The sequence below is a fragment of the Blautia sp. Marseille-P3087 genome (assembly GCF_900120195.1).
GTDB lineage: Bacteria > Bacillota > Clostridia > Lachnospirales > Lachnospiraceae > Blautia_A.
In genome coordinates this window covers 2,240,088-2,265,296 of the sequence record NZ_LT635539.1, presented here as the reverse complement: position 1 = coordinate 2,265,296, position 25,209 = coordinate 2,240,088, and the positions used below count along the sequence as shown (strand labels likewise).

At 43.8% G+C, this 25,209-nt stretch carries 1 protein-coding gene; it reads right to left on the bottom strand.

Features of this window, described 5'->3' with window-relative positions:
* Positions 1-184 precede the first annotated feature (184 nt).
* Positions 185-25,186, bottom strand: coding sequence for an InlB B-repeat-containing protein (locus BQ7344_RS10755; protein ID WP_072522566.1), 25,002 nt, complete (start codon positions 25,184-25,186; stop codon positions 185-187).
* Positions 25,187-25,209: the final 23 nt, after the last annotated feature.

Below are 25,209 nucleotides of genomic sequence, written 5' to 3'. Positions count from 1 at the left end.
TATCTCCTTCCCTGAGCCTTCTGTACATCTTTACAATTTTCAAGCATAACCTGGCACCATTGTACCATCTCAGGACTACGTCTTCAACAATAGCTACCCTGTATTTTCCGCATTTTCTGCATTGAAAAGGAGCTGCCGTACTGCTCAGTACGGCAACCCCTATTAATCTTATTTCAGATATTTTTTATCTGTTCTTTCTTCTTTTTTCCTTAAGCAGAAGAATTACTGCTGCCAGGGAAAGTAATGCCAGATACAGATTTACTTCCGTCGGTGTGGAATCTCCAGTCTTTACAGCTCCGGAAATTCCTGCAGCCCCGTGCTCAGACTCTGAGAGTCCCGGTTCTTTCTCATTCTGTGAAGAAGGCTTTCTTTCAGGCTTTTCTTCAGAATCATGATTCTGCTTCTGTCCCGGTTTTTCTTCAGATGGCTTTTCAGCCCGGTAGCTGTTTACATAATGAACTTCACCATATGCCGAACCTATATCTACATTGCCACTGACATGAATCAGAAGTGGATTGTCACTGTAACCTGTATGACCATTGGAACGGATCACCAGATTGCCGGATCTTACATCTTTTCCAAAGATATCACCTCTCGCGATAATGTCAATGTTTTCTGCTGTCATTCCTCTGATTTCCATTTTGTCTGAAATATTATTCAGATAAATATCATCAGCTTTTGCTTTGATACTGTCCACATCTGTGTTCATTCTGTTTTCCGGTGTACCCAGACTGCCATTGATCTCTGCTTCCAAATGTCCGCCACTGATCATGGAATCTGCCGTTTTACCGGTCAGATCACCGTCAACTCTGATCTGTACAGTGCCATCTTCTCTCTTTCCGTGGATTTCATCCACAATAAGATCTCTGTCATTTTCGAGATAAACATTATCTGCGCTTGCTTTGACTTCTGAAACACTGACACTGAATGGATTATCCGTTGTTCCGATATCGCCATCCGCTGCGGACAGATCTGCTCTTTTTGCTTTAACTGCCGGAGCTTTTCCCGGAACATCTTTCAGATTTCCATCTACCCGGATCGTAACATCTCCGGTGCCGTTACTGCTGTTGATGTTGTCTACTGTAAGATCAGACGGTGATGTAAGAGAAACATCTCCTTCTGCTTTTATTTCAACAGTTCCATCAACTTTAACAGAGAGTCCATGGTCTTCTTTTCCTACTTCACCGTTGGATCTGATATCAAGATTTCCACCGGCGATAACCGTTGCAGTTTCCTCTTCCGCTTTCTTCTTAGCCTCTTCGTATGCAGCTTTTGCTTCCTCAAGTTCTTCCTCAGCTTTTCTCAATTTCTCTTTCAGTTGATTCAGTTCTTCTTCACTTGCTGCATATTCCTGTCTGGCTTTTTCTGCTTCCTCATGAGCTTTTGCATAGTTTTCTTCTGCCTCTTTACGGGCTTCTTCTGCTTTTTCAAATTCTTCCCGTGCCGATTCAAGATCTTTTGCAAGCTTCTCAATGTCTCCGCTTTCCAGAAGTTCTTTTGCCGGCAGGAGTTCTTTCAGAAGTTCTTCTGCTTCCGCTTCTGTCAGCTCACCTTTTTCCACTCTGTCCTGAATATCCTGGATTCTGTTCAGCATTTCTTCCACAGAACCTTCTGTATCCTTCAGATTCTGAAGCCGATCACTCAGTTCAGATTTCTGTCCGTTCAGTTCGTCCCTGGAATTTTTCAGTTCTTCAAGCCGTTCCGTTTCTTCCGGTGTAAGGTCTTCTTTTGCTTCCAGATCTTTTATTTCTGCTTCAATATCCTGAATCTTCTGATCCGTATCTGAAAGTTTCTTGTCAAGTTCTTTTTTAAGCTGATCTCTTGCTGCATCAACAGCTTTCTGAATCAGTTCTTCACGGTCTTTCTGAAGATTTTCCATATCCCGGATCTTCTGTTCCAGTTCAGCAGACTTATTCTGCGCTTCATCTTTTGCTTTTTCAGCTTCGGATTCTGCAGATTCTGCCTGATCTTTCTTATCACGAAGAGGTGGAAGAATCAGTTCTTCATGGACACGTTCATCTGTTTCTGCGGCATCTTTCTTCACCTGTGCTTTATCAACATCTGCTTTTGCATCTGCTGCTTTATCTGCCAGGTTTCCGTTTCCGTCGTATACACTTCCGTCTGCGTCCAGAACAAAATCTTTCTTTGTTTCTACCTGTTTCAGTGTAAGATCTCCGCTGATTTCACGGATCACTGCACTGTCTGCTTTTACAGTGAGAGTTCCATCTGTGGAAGTATCCACTTCGTATGGATTTTCTCTTGTTCCAACTTCATTTCCTGCGATCAGTGTGATGTTCTTTGCAGTTACTGCTGCCGGTTCATCACCGCGGTCGCCTTCAAGAATGGAACCGCCTGCTGTTATGGAAGCATTTTCTTCGGCTTTTACTGTTTCGGCCAGTACATCTCCACCAGCTTCAAGAGCAGCATCTTTTCCGGCTTTCACTGTATCAACAGTAATGTTTCCACCTGCTTTCGCAGTTACATTTCCAGGAGCGGTAAGCTCATCTGTGTAAAGATTTCCTGCTGCTGCAAGAGTAAGATCTCTTCCTGCTTTCGGTTTCTCTACATACAGGTCACCGGTTCCGCCGTAAGACTTCTTACTGCTGGACAGTGTGAGGTCTTTTTCAGCTGAAGCATAAACTTTTCCGATCTGGCTGTCAGTCTGTGCATCCAGGCTGTTCTTTGCCTCCAGTCTGATATCTTCGATTGCATCTACAAGAAGCTTTCCTCTGATATCAACTGTGATCAGATCTGTTTCTGTACCGATACTCTTACCTGTAAGACTGCTGTTTCCGTCACCTGCTGTGATATTTACCAGTCCTGCTTCTTTCTGATCCTCTGATCTTCTGTCAAGAATATCGGAATCCATATCTGTTGCGATCTCTACAGTTCCGTTTGGTGCTGTGATCACGCCAAGACCGATGTTTCCTTCTTTTTCCTTTATCTGGATATTTCCCTCTTTGGAAGATGCATTCAGAATGCCTTCTTTCTTTGAATCAAATACCCAGTTTCCGGTATAGTCCACATAGCCGGATACAGTAAATTCCGGTTCCCATACAGTAACTGTAACCGTATTACCTTCCTCGTCAACGATCTCGTTTTCTTTCTTAACCATGATAAAGGAAATTTTCGGGTCTTCCAGTTCGTCTCCGTCTTTTTCTGTCAGAATTTTATCAGATACCTGATATTCTTTCTGAATCAGGTCTGTCAGGAGGCCGCTGATATGTTTCTTTGCTTCCAGTGTAATATTGTTTGCAGTTATGTTGGCAAGTTCTTCAGTCTCTGTGCCATTCTGTTTAATACCTATGATGCTTCCGCCGAGCGCTTTCACTGTTACATTGCCAAGTGCAATGTTTCCAGGTGTAAGGTCACTGCGGTTGGTCTCAATACGTCCGATATAAAGATTGCCAGCTTTCTGGATTACCGTAATATCTCCGTAATTGCTGATATTGATTCCATCAGTAGTTCCTGTAGAAGTACCGATTTCAACAACCATGGAAACCGGCTCTTTCGGTATGCCTGTCGGGCGTCCCGATTCAGCCGCTTTTTTCAGCTGTTCCAGAAGTTCTGCTTTCTTTTCTTCTGCAAGCTTCGCAAGAGCCTCTTCTACAGCCGCTCTCGCTGCTGCCAGTTCTTCTTCTGAACTGTCCTCAGTCTCCAGAAGTTTTCTGTATGCCTCAAGTGCATCACTGATCTCTTCTGTATCCAGATCAACTCTGATATTAATCTGTCCGTCTTTGTCTTTGGGTTCAGAATTGTAATCTTCTGTCAGTCTGTAATGCTCTGCACCTCTGATAAAGGCGTTTCTTACAGTAACGATCTTAAATGGTATATTTGATTCTGTTACATCAACCACCAGAGGAATTTCTCTGGATCCGATATCTCCTCCGAAGGAGAAGGAAGAACCATTATTATAAACATCTTTGCCAAGAATCAGTGTACTGGTCTTTTCTTTTCCGTCTTTCTGGATTTCTCCGAGAAGACTTCCTGAAAGATCAAGAACAACTTTGCCCTGTGCATTTAATGTTTCGCCAATAGTCAGGTTTCCTTTCTTCTGGTTTTTGTCTCTTGTTGTAACAAACAGTGATGCATGATTGCTGCCCGAAGAGGAAACATCTGCTTTTTTGACAGTTACGTTGCCGTCTGTGGCATTTACTTTTAATACAGCATTGTCTTTGAGTTTTACATCATCTGTACGGATGTCTCCGTTTTCTGCTTTCAGCAGAATTTCCGACTGTGCATTTGCACTGACATTTCCCGTCTGGATATTTCCCTTTTTCGTTGTCAGCAGAATTTCCGACTGTTCACTTGCACTGACATTTCCTGTCCGGATATTTCCCTTTTTCGTTGTCAGCAGAATTTCTGACTGTGCATTTGCATTAACATCTCCGGAAACAATATCTCCGTCAACTGTGCTGACATCAAGTTTCGGCTTATCTGTACTTTGGGTTCCATTTACAGAGATCCTGTCAAAGCTTACATTACCTTTGTTCAGGATTTTCAGAGTCATATTTGCATTGTCCCTGAATTCCACATTGGAAAATTCCACATTGCCTGTGCTGACTTTTATGTCTGCCAGTGCGTTGTCTTTGAGTACAGAATCTTTGAATAATACATTTCCATTGAAGTTCACATATGCGGTTCCTGTGAATTCGCCTTCATAGGAAATATTTCCTTCAGCATCCTCAACTGCTTCTCTGCGGAAGATCACATTTGTGGTTCCGTTTTCTTTTGAAGGTGTCACTTCCATCGGTTTCTTAGAGTCACCATATCTGGTGGTTCCTTCACCTTTGCTCAGAAGAACAAGAAGGTCGGAAACGATTTTGATTGTTTCCTGGTCACCTTTTACCTGAACAGTACCGTTCTTCGGACTGGTGATCTCAATGATCACTTCTCCGCCCTCAACTTTGCCCAGAATCAGGTCTGTGTCATCTTCAAGATCAGCATAGATTCTTGCTGTATCTGCTGTCAGGCTGGACAGATTACCATCAGAATCAATGGTGCTGTTATCTGTCATAATATAAATTGCTTTATTATTTCTGTCTGACAGTGGGTGTTTCACTGTGTTATTCAGAATAGAAAGAAGTTTCTGTTTTCCGTTGCTTAAACCAAAACCTTTTTCTGTTCCGTTTGCATCATCACGTGCCAGCAGGTAATCACCATCTGCTTCAACATATTTATACTTCTCATCTGTCTTTGCAAGTTCCACCAGTGTACCGTCTTCGCTGTAACCGAAGTAGTGTGCACTGTCATAGCTATACTGACTGTCTGCAGGTGGATTCTGATGAAGTCCGTAAACACTTGTGTAAACGTCCTGTGAAAGCTCCATCAGATAAGTTGCCGTTCCTTTTGAGATTGTTGTATTCAGTTTTCCGCTGCTGTCAACGGTATATTCTGAATATGCACGTTCTGTTGTGCCGTCCTTAGTTACTTCCACATACTGTGTGGATCCGTTTTCGGATTTTCCGGAAGAAATCTCATATACACGGAAAGTTCCGTCTGGTTTCAGATATGCTGCGATCTGGCCGGATTCATCCAGGAAAAGGATTGTTCCTGTCAGAAGACCGGAAGCATTTTCCATTGCTTTATCTACAACTCTCAGGTAACGGTCAATGATCGCATATCCGTTGCTGTCACGTGAAGCAGCAAACTGTTCTGTCGCATTCTTGAAGTAAAGATATGCACTGTTACTGCTGTCAGTATTTGATTTCTCGATCGGGCTGATGATGATCGTTCCCGGTATATAACCGGTTACTTTTGTAAAGGAGATCGAACGGTTTACCCTTGTTTCAAATCTTGCGTCCCGCTTGCTGGTGTAAGCACCTCTTGCCAGACGTTCCGCTTCTTCATCAGTAAGATAAACATATCCGTTTACTACCTCTACAGTACCGATATCATCACTTGCTCCGATAAATAATCCGGATTTCTTTCTGTAATACAGACTTCCATCAGTAAATCCATCAACTCTGTACTGCTTTCTTCCTTCTGCATCTATCACATCTGTTTCGAGTACATATACTCTGTCACTGGAAGTGTCATATGCATAATGTTTTTTGCCGCCAGCCATTGTGTAATAAGAAATAAGACTGATATCATATCTTCCGCTCAATTCTTCATTAATGGCTGCAATAAGGTCTTTATCGACCTGTGGATTCAGAATGACAACACCGTTCTGAATGTGACTTCTGATCATTCCCGCAAGTGTGGAACTGAATTTAGCTGTCACATCATCTCCGGTAAGCCAGCTTCCTGATCCGTCATTTTTCTGAAGAGAAAGGAATACCCTGGAGTAAACCAGATCTCCGTTCTCATCTTTTTTCTGCTGCATTCCAGGTGCAATCGCCACTGTTTCATTCATTCCAGGAGTACTTCCGGTGTCTGTCGCATTTTCGTCCTTGCGGACTGCAACAAAACTGTAAGTTCCATCCGGGAACAGGGCAAGCACACGGTCAGTTATCAGCAGAATACCCTTTTCATCTCCGTCATTATCCAGGAAAATTACAGTCTTTTCAGTCTTCTTATAACCACCGGTTGCCTGATTTTTCAGTACCGTTACAGGTTCAGATGAGATGCGGATAAACAGGTTTTTCACTGTTTCATAAGCTGCATGTCTCTTCAAAAGCCAAATGCCTTCCTCTGCCTGATACCATTCACCGTTAGTCTGTTTCAGGTCAAATGTAAACCAGTAGTCATTACCCAGCAGATCTTTTCCTTTTACGTTTAATGTCCAGGTCTTTGTATCATCATCATATCTGTAATAGATATCTGAATCAGCGCTGTCCTGGTAAACTGTGTAGGAATCTGCTGCTTTCGTACCGTACTGACTGTTTCCGGCTGTCGAAGATGTTACCTCACTGCCGATTTCCAGTGCTTTATCACTGCTTCCTGCATTGATTCTCTCAGAAACAGAACCTTTCTCATTGTAAACAGTTTCACTTACTTCACTGTCACCGTTATTTGTTTTCAGAGAAACCACAAACTTCCACGGTGTGTTATAAGTTGTATATTCCAGAGTTTCGCCTGTGTAATTATATTTCTCTGTCTTTGTTGTCTTAGAAAGGGTTACAAGCACATCAACAATGATATTCGGTGTAACTTTTCCTTTCAGCTTAGCCATGATAGCATTGCGAATGGCATCTGCATATCCGGAAAGTTCTGTCTGTACACCGGCTCCTTTCAGTGCCGTTTCTACCATACTGGTGATGGTATTTTTGTTTCCAAGTGCATTTTTGACAGCTTTCTTTGCTTCTTTCAGTGACTGATTCAGTGATATTGTTTTTGCTTCCAGATCTGCTCTGTCATAAATGTATCCTTCCTTGAATTCATAATGACCGTCAGTTCCGGTTACATGTACCACATGGTATTTTGTTCTTCCTGCTTCCGTGATACTTTCAAGAAGAATCCAGCGTCCGTCTTTTGTCTCCATGATCGGTGTACCATTGACAACTGTATTTGTTCTTTCGTCCAGGAATACCTGCTTGTAGAAAACAACGATTCCGTTCGGAAGCCGCCAGCCAAGTCCTTCTTCCAGACCTGATGACTCAATATAGGTTGTCGCACCATTCTGACCAATTTCCATATAGGCTGTGCCGTTTCTGAAGGTGATCTTCTGGTTAAATGTGTTTCCGTTCTCATTAATGGTAATGGTCAGATTTCCATTGGAATCTGTTTCCACCTTCATTTTGGAGAGATCATAGATTCCGCCGCTGTAATCTTCAGATTTTTCATCATGAAGCCTGCCTATGATTCTTACAAGTTTCTTTGACACTCTGTCTACTACAACAGTTGCGCCATTTGGAAGAAGATAAGTGTCATACTTCGATGTCTGAGATACAAGGTATGCATCTGAAACAAAAGTGATGTCTTCGCTCATATTTACGAGCATTCCGTCATCTGTCAGCCAGAAATCTGTATTGTTGCCGTTTGCATCTTTGAGCTGTACTTTCCGGAAGGTTCTGCCCTTTGCACCCGGAAGTGTCACAAAGTCCATTGCTGTTCTCGGAACAGAAATGAAATAATCATCTGCTGAGTCCGGTTTTCCTGCGCAAACCACCTTCGGTGCCTCAACACTTACATAAACAGTGCTGTCGGATTCTCCGATGATCTCTTTGAGATTGAGGGCTGCTTTTTCTCCGATGCCTTTCTTTGCATCATTCATCTGCTTCTGGGTCATCCACTCTCTTACCAGAGTAAGACTGAGATAGATATCTCCGCCGGCTTTTACTTTTACTTCATTCGGGCTTGCCGGTTTTGCAGATGCCATACCGGAGATTCCAGGATAACTGCTGATATCAAAGATATAGGCACGGAACGGATTCTTAACACCATCTCCGATTTTTCCTGCCCCGCTGATATACAGCTTGTTGGCTGCTACAAATGCCTTTCCGGAAGTCTTAAGTGTTCCGCCATTCATCTCGATGGTAAGAACGCCTTCGCCCAGATCTGTTTCTATAGAACCTTTTCCATCCGCATCAGAAGAGCCGTCTGCAAATGTAATATTGCCTTTTCCTTCTGTCCGGATGATAAGATTTGGTGTGTCTTCGCTGACCTGATAACTGAATCCGTCATTTCCTTCTGCTGATGTATCGATATCCGGTGCAAGAGCATTGGAATTTGACATCCGGATGTTTTTCAGAATCAGATTTTTGTCAGTGTGGTTTGTAATCTGTACATTTGGAAGATAGGAATTTGTAATGACCGTTCCTTTGCCGGAAATATTACCGACACCTGCTTCCAGTCTGAGACTTCCCACATCATTGTTATAAAGTTTCTTAACAGTAATTGTATTTCCATCAGTTTTCAGGAACTTATCAGCCTTTTTCAAACTGTCTGTAAGGTCATTATCAAGTCCTGTATATGCGATCAGGCCGTCAAAAATATCTACAAACATTCCTGCTGCACCACCGCCTACATGAACAGTTCCGTTAAAGATGATATTTCCTGCATTTTTGAATTCACCGGCTTCTTTTGCTTCTGCATCCGAATAAAGAATAACTTCTACAAGCTTATCAACCCATTCAACAACCTTTTTCACAATCTTTTTGATCAGTTTTCCGATCAGCGGGATCTTACAGATCTTATTTATGATCTTTGTTACAACTGTCTTTACCTTGGTCCATACATAATTGACCACGGTATTTGCAACTGCTGTTGCGCTGCGGCTGATGACCTGTGTGGTAAGTTCCGGAGCGTCTGCTCTTACGGAAATATTCTTACCGGCAAGTTCTGCGTTGGAAGTTACATTTACATTTACATTATTACCTCCGGTCACTGTTGATGTTGCATATACGTGTCCGGTAAATCCAACTACTTCTGCATAAGATTCACTTCTGATATTCTGAGCAACTACAAGTGCCTCAACATTCAGATTTTCTGTTCCGCCGATCCATGCATTATCAACTCCCGTTGAAACATTGTTGTTTACATTTGAAGTTGCATAAGCCTCTGTTTTGGAACCTGCAGATGCAGTATAGGATTTTGCTTTTGCCAGGATTACCTGATTCTCAATATAAGCACCAATTGTGGTCACTTCACCGAGGATTCTGGTTTTTGCCCCGTTTTTACTGATGTTTGTAACTACTGTCACATTGCTGTTAATGTTTGCTTCACTCTTGTTGGAACCTGCCGCTGCTGCTGCTTTTCTGTAAGCATCCGCATAAAGATCGGTATTTGCAATGGCTTTGATATCAAGTGTTCCATATCTGGCATCAATGTTTCCACCGTTTCCTACAGTTGCAGTTACTGTGGAATTGTAATTGATCTCTGCTTTCGGGCCACCGCCTGCATACACAGATCCGGAAGAACCGGTTGCAATGCTTTCAATGTGGCTTGTTTTGTCTTCTTCTGCGAGAAGTTCAATATTTCCGATCACAGAGGTAATATTTACATTATTACCTATTACAAGAGAGGTTTTTCTTGTTATATTGTTTTTACTTTCTACAGAACAGTTAGTTCCGCCGCCATAGGCCGCATCCTGTATCTGTGTCTGTGCATTTGTTTTTGTAACAGCCTTCGCCTGAATATTACCCCAGGCTTTCAACGCTGCACCGTCACCGACCTGTACAGATGAATTCTGACTTTCCACAGTATTTTCTGCTCTGGATGCTCCACCTGCAACCAGTCCTGCACTGAACAGTTCCACATTTGAGGTTTCAGTGATCTTATCTATTGCAAGAACAAAAATATCATTTGTGGACTCTGCTTTGCCAAGGATTGCTGCCCAGGTATCTGTCTTTCCGGCAATAGTTTTTACAAGAAATACACCAAGCTTCACTGCTCCGATGCTCTTTGTTTCCGGAACCTTTGCCGTAATTGTCAGATTTGACTCTGCAGAGACTTTCAGACTGTGCACCGTATTTTCGTTTTCAGTTACTCCGTTGGCATATACTTCTGAATCTCTGCCAACATATGCTTTTGTTACTTTGCCGTTTGTGCCTTTGGCTGCTGTAGCTGTAACAATCACTGCATTTCCGTTTACAAGACTGACCGTTACTCCCGGAACTGCTCCTGTTGCTGTTACTTCTGCTGTTCCGTTTGCAAGGATATCAACCATAAGTGCACTGACACGGCTTGCGCCTGTCACATAAGCTTTTACGCTGTCGTTAGAATCAGTGTAAACATTTACAATGTTCATTTCTGCCAGTGAAAGGCTGAAGTTCGGAGCAAGTGCCTGTGCATCTGTCTTTGATGAGGTATTCGCACTGATTGAAGCTTTTCCTCTTGCTGCTTCAAGAACTCCATTATTCACATAAGCGATATTTACGGATTCTGCCTTTGCAGTTGCTGAAGATGCCTCTCCGTCAATACCGGAAACACTGATACCTTCTCCTGCACTGTTTCCACCGATCACGCCCAATGCATTTACATTCAGTACTGATTCTACAGTAATGCTTCCATTTTCGGAAACAATTCCTGTGTAACCGGCTGAATTTTTGCCTGCGCCTTCGATATAAGCTTTCTGTTCTGCTTTTACTTCGGAAGTTACAACATTGACTGCCACTGCCACTTTGCTGATCTTGATCACAGCTCCGTCGATTCTTGCACTGGAGTCTGCATTTCCCGTTACTCTTACGTTTACATTGCCTTTTGCCGAAATATTCAGTTTTCCGCTGATGTAAGCGTATGCTTTTGTACTTGTTTCTGCGATTGCAACATTCATACCGGCTTTGTAATAAGCCACTGTAATTCCGCCTGCTGCAGGTACAAGTTCTACTTTGGAATTTCCTTTCCATGTATTGGTAACGTCTACATTACCGTCTGCATGAACTGTTCCGTTTCCGCTCAAGACTGCTTCAAATGTACCTTTTGCATAAGCGTATCCAGTCATAAGTCCTGCATTTACAAAATTTACCGGATCCAGATTGTTTACGGTTACTGTTGCCACAGAATCTGCTTTGTTGTTTACTTTGATGTTTCCGGATACTCTGATGTTATTTACATTTACTTTTGCTCTTGATACTGCATCTGCTGTTGCAACAGCTGCATTTGCTGTAATACTCACTGCTGATGCGGATGCGCTGAAGATAAATGCCTGTGCCATAGAATCCGGAGTGATTGTCTTCGTGAATTTCTTTGCTGTGTCGATCACTACAGTAACAGGGTCTTTGCGCTTCGTAGTCTCACTGTTATTCTGCACAGATTCTACAGTAAGGCTTCCTGCACTTACGGAAATGTTTCCGTCAAGAAGTGCTTCCTGAATGCTTGACAGAGTTGCCCATGCCATGGATACGTTTGCCGCAATACCGGCAACCGCTGCATTTAATACAATTCCGTAAGCCTTCGTTCTGCCATCTGCACGGATCTTCAGTTCTTTTTCTGCGATAAGACTGCCGGATGTGCCGCCCGCCTGTGCTCTGTTTACAGAACTGTTGAGAGCTACTGCAAAATTCAGTGCCACTGCTGTTCCGCCTGCTGCACCTGTAATCACAGTTGCAAGTGCTTCTGTGTCATACGGATTTGCTTCGGTTCCTGCAAGTACAGAGATATTTGCTGCTTTCACAGTTCCGCCTGTTACATCAATAAGCGCAATGTTTTCGCTCTTTATCTGTGCTACTGCCACTGAAGCACCAACAGCTACAGAACCTGCAACTACTGAGGTAATGTATACGGTGGTGTTTCCATTCATGGCTGCTTCTACAGTCAGGTCACCAGTTGCTGTCACGTTTGCCTTATTTACTGCCGCATAGCTCTTCGCACGGTTAAATCCAAGTGCTACTGCACCATTTACCGCAATCCCACCTGCTGCAAGACCAAGGCTGGTCACTTTTGTCGAACCGTCAACTGTGTTTCTGACATCTGCGGAAGATACCGTAATCTGACCACGTACATCAGATTTTGAAGTTTCAATGATATCTCCATTCGGAGTGATTCCGATATATGTCATGGATACCGGACGGTTAACTGCTACTGCCACAGATACTCCCACACCTGCGAGTCCACCGGCTGCACTGACTATGATTGCCTTTGCATCTGCTTTCAGATAACCTTTCATGTCAATCTTTGCGGACGGAGCATTGATGCTGACTCCCTGACCTATAAATGCATCAAATCTGCTGCGGTTAACTGCTACTGCTGTAGTTATAGAAGCACCCACTGCACCGGCACTTGCCGCAGTTGCTGCTGCTGTTGCATTTGTGGTTCCGTCTGTACTGACTTTAATAGTTCCTGAAATATTTTCCAGTTTTGCCCTTCCGCTTATGGAAGCTTCTGTTTTTGATTCAAAATCTGTAACTGCAACTGATCCGCTTACACCTGCAATACCGCCTGCTGCTGCCAGAGTAATGGCGAGCACGGTTCCGTACTGTGTTTCTGCTGTTACGGTTACATTTTCTGCTTTTACAATGTTACCTGCCATTCTGGCATAGGTCTTATTCATCAGGTTCAGTGAAGCTACTGTTACAGATACACCTGCAATACCGCCGCTTCCTGTTACACCGATCACAAGGATTGTAGATTTGTCACCTGTTGCTGCTGCATTGTCAGGATCAGATTCTTTTACTTTGTCATTCAGCACTTTGCTTCCGTCTGTGCCTTTTGCCGCGTCATATTTCAGTTCGGCTTTGGTCTGCTCGGAAGAACCGGAAACTGCTTTGACAATAACATCTTTTCCTGCTGAGATGATAACATTGTCTTCCACAACAGCCTGAACATTGGAGTAAAGGACTGCTACGGAAACGCCTGCGCCAACGCCTGCATAAAGACCGGCTGCCAGTGTACCGCTTGCCATATAAGCACTTAAGCTGTCACCGGAAACTACTTCCACATTACGTCCGGCTGTCAGAGTTGTTCCTTCTGTTCCACCACGGACAACAGCTGTTGTGGAATCTTTCAGCTCTGTTCCGTTTACAACGGCACCTTTTGTACCTTCTTTCCTGATCGTATCTGCTGCGCTGTCGTATGCTTTATCATTCATGTTGGAGCTGCTGCTCTCATCATTATCCTTTTTGGAGGTATCCTGACCATAATTATCATAGTCAAGAGCTCCATTTCCGTTTGCGGTATTTTCTGCGGAAGATCCGTCCCCTTTCAGAAGGTCATCGAGATTATCTTCCGGTTTTGATGAAAGAGCTTCTTTGTGAGCCTGTGCAAAAACAGCATCTGTCTGAGTCTGCGGATTCATGGATCCGTATTCTTTTCCGTCTTTGTTATTGGTAACATAAATGGCATTGTGTGCATCATCTGTAAGAAGGCTTCCTGCCACGATCACCATAACAGAACCGGATACACCGGCCTGACCTGCACCTGCTGTAAATACATAGCCCTGAACCAGACGGTCGGATTTCGCCTGAATGATGATATCTCTTCCTGCGTTTATGGTGTTTCCTTCTCCGATCTCGGCACTGACTGTATTATAGGAAACAGTTGTCAGTACACTGACTGCCACTGCTGCCACACCGGAAGCGGAAATTGTTCCCACTACTGCGATCAGTTTGTAATCATCATCTGCTTTTACGGAAATGTCTGCTGTAGTTCCTTTTGCATGGATCAGAACATTTTTCTCTGTGTATGCCTTCGTAACAACCTTTGTTACGACCACATCCAGTGTTCCTCCTACAGATACGGTTCCGCTGCCTGCTGCACCTGCTGCATCTGCTGTGACAAATTCCTTTGAATCTGCCAGAATATCTACAGCACCTGCTGCATAGATTCTGCTGTTTTCTTTTACATAAGCTAACGTTTCATTATAGAAGTAAGTAATAACTGCAACTGCTGTCACACCTGCGGTTCCGCCAATTCCTGCTGCCGCTGCAAGATTGTAGAGGCTGCTGTCGGAGTTTGCAGATACTTTCACGGACTGTACAGGATTATTTATATCTCCTGTAGTTCCGCCAAGAGCAGAAGTTACATAATTCTGGAATACCAGTGCATTGGCACCGCCTGCCACACCTACACTTCCTCCTGCTGCAAAGTTCACAGCCAGAAGCCAGAGATTATCTTTTGCATCTGCGATCACCTGTACTTTTCCAGGTGCCAGGATCTTATGTTCTTTTGCTGTTTCAGCCGTTACATTTTTGTTGAATACCAGTGCCACTACTGTTGCACCCACACCTACACTTCCTGCTGCTGACAGTGCACCTGCCAGATTCAGAAGTTCCGTATCATCATGAGCCGCAATATAGACTCCGGGGAGAGGGTCGGTATCGTTTGTGGACGAACCGGCAGCTTTTTTTACAGAAATGGTCACATGTTCTCTTGATGTTGCTTTTACTGTGTTTCTTACAACCAGTGTATTAATTACACCGGTTATGGCATTGCTTCCGCCCGCACCTGCTGATACAGATACCATAACTACATCCTCATTTCCATTCGCAAAAATGATGATACCGCGTCTGCGTTCATTACGGTTCGGAATCCTGATGCCATTTGAGGAAGTCTGTACTGCCGGTGTTGCAGTTGTCATGAGCTCTGTCCATGTTCCTGCATGAGCCTGAATATCATTTTTCAGGATTGCTGTATTAATGGAAGCGCCTACTGCATTTGCTCCTGCGGCTGCAAGACCGCCTGCGATGATATAGATATCAGAATCTGCTGCTGCAATGATTCCGATACTGTCACCTGCTGTGATTCTGGAATGAGAAGTTTTTGTTCCATTTTCCACTTCTGCAAGGATAGTGCTGTTGTTTACGATCACAGGAACCACACCTGTCAGTGCATTACTTCCTGCCGCACCTGCTGCCATGATCACGAGAAGAACTGCTTCGTCACCGGTTGCCTGAACCAGTACGCTTCCCTCTTCTGCCGTGATACTGGAAGGAGCAGCTACAGTTGCCAGAACTTTTCTGTTCAGGACATTTACGCTCACTGTTGCACCTACTGCATTCTGGGATGCTCCGCTTACGGAAGCATTGATCTGGAAAAGTTTTGATACTGCTGTTGCCAGAATCTGTACATCTTTCTTTGCGTAAATTGTTACTTTACCGATATCTGCAACTGTTTTTGAACCAGATACCAGAACACTGAGTACGCCTGCAGCACCGGTGCCGCCAAGAGCAGCGCTTGCACTTGCCAGTACACTGATCAGTTTTTCTTTTGTATCTGCATTCAGGACAACAGAACCTTTTTCACTGCGAATTGTTGTTCCGTCATTTACAGTTACATTTGCTTCTGTTCCGTTTACTGTTACATTCAGTGTTCCACCTGCCGCTGTCCTGCTTCCGGATACGGCTGCGCTGGCTGCGATCAGGTAAAGTTCACTGTTCTGCAGAGCTTTTACAGTTACATTACCATCAGCAGTAATTGATACCTGCTTTCCGATAAGTGCATTGCTTCTGTTCTTCATGACAATTGCACCAAGATTTCCGCCAATTGCATTGCTGCTGCTTCCTGCAGCTGCAACTGTGATTACCAGTACATTTGCTGAAGATTCAGCTCTCTGTGTATAGTTTCCGCCTGTAGTACGGATAACTGTTCCGTCAGAAACATCTGTGCTTACTTTGTCCTCGTTATACAGGAAGCTTAATGTCAGGCCTGCTCCGACGTTGGACTGGCTGGCAGAAAGTGAACCTGCAATGATTCGGACATTTGATTTGTTGACAGCTTCTACAAGTGCATCACCAGTCAGAATGATCTGTACATTCTTTCCGATAATGGCCTGTGTATCATTAAAGAAAAATACCATGGCAAGAGAGCCGGCTCCTGAGAAACTTCCTTTTCCGCCTGATACTGCGCCGGAAATTGCTTCTGCATAATAGTTCACAGAGCTTAAGAAATTCAGAAGGTCGATTCCTTCAAGGATCGTATCTGTACTGAGATTGATTTCTACAGAATAAGAAGATTCTGATTTATTACCATTTCTGGTAAGATGAATAATTCCTTTCTGTGAATCCGGAATCTTTGCATCGCCTTCACTTCTCGTGATAAGACTTTCAAGTCCCATCGGAAGTCCGTAATCGGAATCAGATACTTTTTCTTTCAATGCCTGTACTTTAAGTGATGCAGCTGTAATCTTCACATTGTCCATTATCTGAGCAAGGATCTGATTATAGCCGTAGATGAATGCATAAGATGCACCCACACCAACTTTGGCACCTCTTGTTGCAACGGAATATCCACCTGCACGTACTGCAAGTTTGCTCTTGTCTTTTGCTGTGATCTCTACATCACCGCCTCTGATCTCAGAGCTGTTTCCTACAGTAGATCTTGTTTCTGCTCTTGAAACAAGAACAGATACCGCTCCTGCAATTGCTGCATCGGCCGTTCCTGTTACAGAACCTGCAAGAGCCTGCGCACCAAGATATCCTTTATATTTGCCATCCATGTTCTGAGAAAGTTCAGATGCAATGATCACTTTATCTTTGCCTTCTACAGTAACAGGAGTTGTCTCGCCTGCTGTGACGATTGCCTTATTGTTATTTACAGAAACAGCTACTCCCATTGCAAGAGAGAATTTTGCCCGACCCAGAGTCATGGTTGCACCACTTCCAAGTGTGCGGAAATTGCCATCATTGTCTGCCAGCATTTCAAGCACTTTGCCGGCTGTGATATTTCCGCTTACAGAAGTCTGTGCCATATGTCCGGTAATGTTCAGTCCGACTGCTGCCGCTGCCTGAATGGATTTTTTACCAGGAGCATTCATGTTCATGGTACTTCCACCCTTACCGGAAGTGTTTGCCTGTGCCTGATCATTTGCTTCTTTTGAAGCATCCCCTACCTTGGAACCGGAACCTGTATCTTCTGTTGCAACGCCCTGAGATCTCAGTGCATTTGCAGAAAGTGACAGATTATTGTTGGTCTTTCCGGCAGTTGCTCCACTCTGATTACTGCTGTTGCTGTTTGCATCCAGTTTGCCGTTGATTTTGCTGGCTGTCTGGTTGTCTGTGTTGTCTTTTTCTGCTTCAAGTCCTTCGTAATCCCCGCTCATGATCTTATTGGCATTTTCTTCTGTCACTTCTTTTGCATTTTTGAATTTTGCCAGATAACGGGAAATATCTGCACCGATGGCTGTTGCCAGAGCCTTACTGTCATCTTCATTGTAAGTATAGCTCTTAAGTGATGCATTTCCGGAAATAATTCCTGTTCCTTCAAAAAGTGCCTTTACATCAGAATCAGCGATGTTGATCGCAACTGCTGCACCGACTGCAGTCTCATTACCTGCTGCGAATCCACTGGCCTGAGTAAGAGATTTACCTTTTGAAGCTGCTTCCAGGATAAAATCTCCAAGTGCTTTAAGGACTGTATCTTTTTTCACATAGGACTTAACATTAATATCTGTCAGTCCGATTGCTACAGATGCATCTACTGAAACATCCTTTGTCTTTGTATCATTGGCTTTGTCACCACTGATCGGATCTGTACCGGATACAGATGCGGTTGTGCGATCATGCTCTGCACCTGCTTTTACCTCTACAGATTTTCCGGTTACTTTGCGTGATGAGCCAATTCCGGCTTCTACTGTTACATTAATTACATCGAGTGCAAATGAAGCACCCACACCGATGGTCTTTCCGTTTCCGGTCTTCGCCGGTGCTGTAACGGTTCCTGCCGGTACCGGTTCAAATGTCGCTTCGATTGAGACATCAAAATCCGGCATATAGAATGCATACACATTGTTGCCTCTGTTTTCAAAGGTTACGATCTTTTTGATAACTTTCTTTCCATCTGATGTATAGACAAATACAAGTGAGCCTTCCTTCAGCTGCATTCCATCTGCCGGAACTACGCGGACAAGTACTTTGTCTTCAAATTTTGCTTTGGAGAGATTTTTGCTTTCTCCGTTTTGGGATGGTGTTGTCACAAAAAGACTTCCGACTGCACCGTTTACGTTTCCGGACGGATTCAGCGGACGGATCACGATATCGTGAAGCTTTGACGGATCCTCTTCCACTGTGGAATCACTCTCTGTCCCGGAATTGCCTCCGGAAAGGTTTTTGTCTGCCTTTCCATCGTTTCCTACTGCTGCACTGCCAGTTGTAGATTCGCTCTGTCTTGCATCTGCATTTATAATGATATCACCGGTTGCTGTAATTACATTTGCAGAATCACCGATGTAAGCTTTTGTTGTACCGTTGATCACCGCGATTGCCACGCTGCCTGCCACACCGACATTTGATGCACCTGCACCAGAAACCGCTTCTGTAACAAATACATTGGAAGGATTTCTTTCAATTTCCTTCACATCTACATCCAGCCAGGTAAAGAGTCCATCAAGTGCGGCTGTTGTCAGTACTCTGCCAAGCTCACTTAATGTTGTCTTTGCATTGGTCTTCAGAGTTTCAGTGATATTTGAACCAATCAGTTCTCTGAATTTGAGAAGATTTTCCGGGTTGTTTCGGATATCCTCCAGTTTCATTCCTTCCAGAGGAGTTTCTTTTAACATTGTTGTCTTTGCAACCGTGACTACCTGATCTGCGGTTCCTGCCAGAAGACGTGTAAGTTTTTCTGTATTTTCTTCACCGAACAGATCTTTGAGTCCCATCTTGTCTGCTGCCTCTGTTACAAGATCTGTTACAAGATTCTTAACCCATTTATCTTCTGTTTCTTCATCTTCTGTTTTTTTATCTTCTTTAATTTCCTTTTCAGGCATCTGTGCGAGAACTTTAAGAGTTCCGGCCTTTACTGCTGCCTGATCAATATACGCTTCATTAATATAGGAAACGATATTTAATGCCACAGCTGCTCCGATGCCGGTTTTGGCCTGAGTGGCTGATGCATTTGCATAAATCTCTGCTGTTGTCTGACCGATAGAAGATACTTCCAGCTCATTTTCTGCTTCTACTGCAATATTACCCTCGATTGCTGCAATACTGCTGTTCTTCATAATATTGAGGTTGAAAGCAGCTGCTATCTGTACATTACCTTCACTGGTCTGTGAAGTCTGACGGTTTTCTGTCAGATTGCTGATCATACCCGGTTTCAGATTACTGTTGCCGGTTTTTCCTGCAATCTTAGATGCTCCGCCAATACTCTTGTCTGCCTGTTTGTCCGTTTCTCCTTTTTGCGAGGCACTCTCCCCGGAGTCATCGCCAGAAGATCCGCCGGATTCCCCACCGGAACCCTTGTCGGATGAATTGGACTGTGCTCCATTTGAGCCGGCTCTTGCAGTCGATTTCAGTTTACTGATACCTTCTGCAAAAACTTTTATGTTATTTGCTTTTACGCTTCTTCTGAGACCTGATCTGGAACTGTCATTATAGACAGTGATCACCGGAGCTGCCCCGACACCGACTGATCCTCCTGCTGCTGCCGCATCGGCTGCAACCTGACGATCGATCACGCTGTCTGAAGAAACTGTCAGATCATTTCTTATCTGCCATTGAGGACAATTTGCCAAATCCGCATTTCCAATGTACGCTTCTGAACGCATTCCTGATATATTCAGTGCCAGTACCGGACTTACTGATACTCCACCTGCGCTTCCTGCTTTTGCAGTAACACGTTCTTCCGCAGAATGATCTGATTTGACTGTTACGGAATCCAGTTTTACAGTGTTTTTAATATAGGAAGGTTTTCCTTCACCTGTAACAGGATCTGCAGCAATAGAGTCTGTACCTCTTACTGTTGTATTGTCTTCCATTCCAGAAATAACATCCACACCGGTAACAGCAACTGCAATTCCGGCACCTATGCCGACTTTGCCTGCCTTGTCATTTTTGGATGCATCTGCTATTGTATGGAAACGTTCTGCTGAAGATGCAGTTACATTTAATTTTGCATCGTCTTTCAGGGTAACGACTGCATCTTTCAGAATAAGAGCTGTCGTTCTTGCTGATACAACATGAACTGTGACTGATCCGCCGAGTCCGATCGATCCTTCAGAATATCCGCCATAGGATTCTGCGATCGAGGTGACCGGTGAATTCTTACTTCCGGATACTGCTGAAACATTCAGAGAACCTGCCGTGATATTTCCTTTTTTGATGTAAGCATTGTTGCTGTGCTTTGTATAAGATACATTGACACCCACACCAAGTGACAGAGTCTTCTTCGGCTGTTCTACAGTTCCCTCCGTGAATTTTGCAAGAATGGTGATCACTGCATCATTGCCCAGATCAGTTGGAACTGTAAAACGATAAGCACCGTTTTCATCTGCAATAAGGTCAACCAGTTCATTTAATTCTTCTGCTCCGGACTTTTTGGTAATCATTGCTTTCAGTGAATTTGCAACAAGTGAATAACCTGCGTCCGGTGTTACATTGACTGTGATCACATCGCCCTGATCAACTCTGCCCGGAACTGAAACTGTTCCGCCGGCTTTCGTTGAGGAAGCTTTTGTCACATCAATTTTTACTTCGTATTTTTTCTGTGTTGTGCCGTCTACAGTTACGAGAATGATCATACCATCTTTCAGGGTTACTCCTTCCGGAAGTACGAAAGTACCTGTTGCAGCATCATAACTAAGTTCACCATAAGTATCGGAATAATCCAGCGAACAGTCGTCCGGTTCGCTGAACAGGGATTTATATCCGTATTCAACTTTTACGTTTCCCGGATTCTGTCCTGCTATGGAACTTGTAATTTTAACAGTTTCTCCTGCATCCGCTCTTTGTTTGTCTGCAGTTGCGCTGCCGTTGATCACGATGGCATATCCTTTTTCGATGAAAACAGCCTTCAGGGTAATATTCCTTCCAGGCATTTTCAGTGTCCAGGTTCCATCAGCATTGGCTTTCAGTTCTACGGTGTTATTGTCTTCTGTTCCGTTTTCGGTTGTATCAAAGTAATATACTTTTGAAACCTTATAACCGTTGGCTGCTGTTATGTTGAGTACAACAGTATCACCGGTCTTCGGTGTGGAAGAAGAAGTGGTAAGCGTTCCTCTGGAAGAGTCTGTACCTGCAATTGTAATATTGTGTACATCGCCTTCAAAAGCTGCTTTAATGACCAGTTCTGTTCCCTCGGCCATATCCTCCGGAATTGTAAAATAATAATTTCCTGTCTTTCCGTCATAACTCAGACTTCCTGTTTCTGATGTCATGCGCGGATTTCCCTTATTATCAGTTATTACATTTCCCTGTGCATCTTTCATTACCTTCTGATAAGTAAATACAAGGGAACTGTCTGTAAGCTTATAGCCTTCTCTTGCAGTTACTGCTACAGCCACTTTATCTCCTGACTGAGGTGTCTGGTTATTAGATTTGAATGAGATTGTTCCGTTTGTTGTTGCCGCTATGCGAACATTTCCATGTCTCTGTTCACCGGTGATTTCTCCGTCATTATCTTCTGTTTCTCCTGTTGCCGGGTTTGTAGGAGTAATCTGTCCTGCGGAAGATTCATCAAAATTGGAACCATCTGCATTTGAATGTGCATATGTATCTGCAGTTGCTGTTACGCTCAGTTCACCGCCGGCTGTCACATTACCATCTGTATCAATGAATGCATCATTTCTGTTGAAGACGATGTTAATGGCAAGTGCTCCGGTTGCCTGTGAAGAAGAGGTGCTGCCTTTTCCGGTTGTGTCTGCTGTACCTTTTTCAAAATCTGCTTTAAATTCCAGTACTGTTCCGACTTTCAGTTCAGGCATCGTAAATACATATGCTCCTGCGCTGTTCTTCGGTACTGTATAAGTGATTTTCTTTCCTGCTGCATTGGTATAGATTGCTTTCAGACTTCCGTCTTTCAGTTTCATACCCTCTGCCGGATTTACAGTCAGTTTAATTGTATCGCCTGTGTTTGCTTTCACATGGTCTGAAAGAATGGCACCTTCCAGTTTTCCTGTAAGGGATTTTTTCTCATAGTTCTTAATATCGAACTGTCCGATTCTGGTAGGCTGTGCCGATGTCGGTGTGTCTTCCCTTGCACCGCCTGTTCCTTCGTCAAAAAGATCACCCAATCCCAGATCATCATCATCGTCCTCATCAAACAGATCTCCTACATTTGTATTTTCTGATCCGCTCTGCTCATCTTTTTCAAATACTGCAACAAGAATTACTTCTGATGCAGGCATCTCAAAAGTATAGGTTCCGGATGATATATCAACAGTTTTGGTAACATAAGAAGATGATCCCGCCGGAAGATAGGTATAAGTCAGGCCTTTAAGTTTATAACCTGTATTAGGTACAGCCTTTACTGTGACTTTCTGTCCTACTTCTGCTCTTGACGGTGCAGAAACTGTGCCGTGTTCATTTTCCTGTGAAGTGATGGTATTTCCGCTGCTTCCCTCAATTCTGCCAAGCGCACTGTTTAATTTCCCGATTGCTGAATTTTTTGTTTCCTCTGCGTTTGCTGAAAGCTTTGTGGTAACGCCCTTAAGCAGAGCTGTGATCTTATCTTTGACTCCTCCTACTGTCTGACTTTCCTGAGAATTCTGTTCTTTAGAGCCACCAACGGAAACTGCCTGTGTATCTACTTTTTCGGATGACTGAGAATTAATGGTGATGTTACCGTTCACCGCACTCAGACTTCCGTTTCCTGTCAGAGATGCATCTACATCCTGAATTACTACTGACGCTGCGAAAAATCCGCCATATTTATTGGAAAGGCTGCCACTTCCGGTAGGAGTACTGCTGCCGCTTTTCGGATTTACCGCACTGCCTGAGGTCTCTGGTGTCTTGTTCGTTGACTTTGTAGTCACTGTTGAACTGCCTTTTGCATCCAGACCGATATTTCCATTTCCGGAAATGATCTTACCAAGGACCTTAACATGAGAATCGTTCACTACTACAGATAAAGCAAGTGATATAGGCAGTGCGCCTACAGTCGAAAGAGTAGTGAGTGTGACATCACTTATGGAAGAAAGCTTTACATCTCCTCCTGCTGTGATGACTGAGTCTTTACCTGTTTCCACTCTGGCTTCTGATACAAGGATACCGGCTGCCAGTGGGATGTAATATTTTGCAAGAGTTTCGTTAGAAGCTGCAACATTTACTGTGGAAGAAGCTGTTGCTTCTACAGCGCCGCCTGCTTCTATGTTGCCGAAAATACTGATTACAGCATTTCCGATCTTGACGTTAATGATATTCGCTCCTTCTACAAAAGGAACCAGATTATTTTTCTGGCTGCTGACTGCTTTCATTACTACAGAGCCACCAGCTTTTATGTTACTTCCTTTTTCAAGGATGATTTTTGCATTTGTTACAATATCCATAACAGAAGCATCCATTTCATCTCCGAGAGAGATTTTGTCTGAGATACTTCCCGGAAGCGGATTGTCTGTGCTGACAAGCGTATCATCATCGCCTGCCTCTATCATAACATTCACAGCTTCTATACTATCTTTTACAGTAATAACCTGTCCTTTCAGTCGGACATTCATTTCTGCTGCCTGGATTTTCTGGATCATCAGATTTTTACTGCTGACGATAAGGGAGTCCATAAATCCCTTTCCTTTAACAATAAGTGAAACAGCTTCATCATTTTGAGGATTATATACAAAATCACTGAAGCTTATATTTCCTGCATCATAGATACCGGATTTCAGATCTGATTTTTTGATCTCGATCTGTTTTTTGTTTGTCAGTTCATCTGTAAATGCGGTAATGCCTTTTGTAAATATCTTCAAAAGTTTTCCGGCACTGTTTGTCAGCGTAAAAGAAGCTTCCTGCTTCGCACTGTCATAATTTCCTGTCGGATTGCTGTTCTTCTTAAGATCACCTGTAAGATGAATTCTTCCTCCATCCTGATCATTGATATTTACTGTAGTTCCTGTAGAAACATCTACTGTATAAACGTCACTGCCGCCTCCGCCATCCAGATCAACTTTCTGATTTTCTCCGCCTTTTCCTTTAACGCGGATATTGTCCTGACCATCACCGGATATTACTTCCAGACTCGAGTCTTCCAGTTCAACCTGAATGTTATCATCTTTTGCTGTACCGTAAACAGTTGTTGTTGCTTTCTTTGATGTGATCGTTGTATTCAGCGAATAATATAAACCGGAAAGTACTACATTGATTCCATCAATAATGATATTGCCGTTTACTTTCGCTCCGCCGCCTGCGCCACTGTTAATGGTTGATTTGTCGATCACATCACCGACCGATGGTTCTTTGAAAGAATTTTTCGCGAGGATATAAAGAGTTTTAAATAAACCCGGAGTTTTGTCCGATCCCCAGGAGATATTGATATCTCCATCATATTCGCCGTCATCTACAACAATCGTAATATCTGTAATGCCAGCATTTTCCTTTGCTGATTTGAGTGCTACATCAACAGCCTTCTGAATGGCATTTCTGCTGTCTTTGTTCTCTTCTGATACCGGAGCATCATTTTTGAAAACTTCCTGTCCTGCTGTATTCGTGCCACCTGTAATCTGTTCTGCAATCTGAGCACTGCCTTCTTTTATTTCTTCAGGAAGTGATGTATCTACATCATCTTCTCCTGTTACTGCAGAATCTTCTTCTCCGGCTGTCTGTACTGCCGTCGAGGCCGCTTCTTCTGCTGCCGGGGCCGGTTCTTCCACCACCGGAGCTGGGGCTGGTTCTTCCACCACCGGAGCTGGGGCCGGTTCTTCTACCACCGGAGCCGGGGCCGGTTCTTCTACCACCGGAGCTGGGGCCGGTTCTTCTACCACCGGAGCTGGGGCTGGTTCTTCTACCACCGGAGCTGGGGCCGGTTCTTCTACTGCCGGGGCTGGGGCTGGTTCTTCCACCACCGGAGCCGGGGCCGCTTCTTCTGCTGCCGGGGCTGGGGCCGCTTCTTCCTGCACTTCAAGCGCACTTTCTTCAGCCGCCAGTACTGTGAACGAGCCACCGGCACACAGAGACATTGCCAGAACAAATGTCAGTGTTTTTTTCTTTATGCTGTGCAGTTTCATCTATACACCTCCTTTCCCTTTTT

Coding starts and splice junctions, on each gene's coding strand:
- BQ7344_RS10755 (WP_072522566.1), bottom strand. CDS start 25,186: ATGAAACTGCACAGCATAAAGAAAAAAACACTGACATTTGTTCTGGCA.